This is a genomic window from Brevibacillus sp. YAE8 (assembly GCF_057543335.1).
Genome location: NZ_BAAIYG010000153.1, coordinates 1 through 539, shown reverse-complemented (window position 1 = coordinate 539; position 539 = coordinate 1). Strand labels below are relative to the sequence as shown.

1 protein-coding gene is annotated in these 539 nt (G+C 38.8%); it reads right to left on the bottom strand.

From position 1 onward, the window contains the following. Nucleotides 1-109: 109 nt before the first annotated feature. A partial coding sequence (locus tag AC27IT_RS28115) for a phosphotriesterase family protein (RefSeq protein ID WP_487092310.1) occupies nt 110-539 on the bottom strand: 430 nt, incomplete at its 5' end.

The window sequence follows — 539 nt, the reverse complement described above, 5'->3', positions numbered from 1 at the left end:
AAAAGCTATTAAGAAAAACAGGTTAACGTAAGGTAGAATAATACGCGAAAAACCCCCACTGTAAGCTTGCACAGTGGGGGTTTTTATAGTAACAAAAAGAATATCTCAATTATTTTCCTTCAAACCAGAAGCGGGCGTTATCAAAAAGCATATGCTGAATCTGCTGTTCCGTTAAGCCTTTTCTTTTTAACTCAGGCACGACTTCTTCTAATACAAAGCTCATCGACCATTTTGGAAAACGTTCTTCAATCAAGCCTTCTGGAAACCAGTCCATTGTACAGGAGTAGTCTTGTGAGAGAAACATGCGGTTTGAATAGCCTTGTTTAGCTAACTGGATGACCGTATTATTTCTGTTTTCAGTTGAACATTCTCTAGTCAAGCCGTAGCGGTCCATTCCGATAAAAGCACCTTGCTTTAATATGTTTGAAATATACTCAAGGTTATCTGTATCTCCTGTATGTCCAATCAGAATTTGATTTGGATTAGCACCTTCTTCAAGTAAGATATCAAGCTGTTTTAAGCCTGTGCCGCTTGCCGGA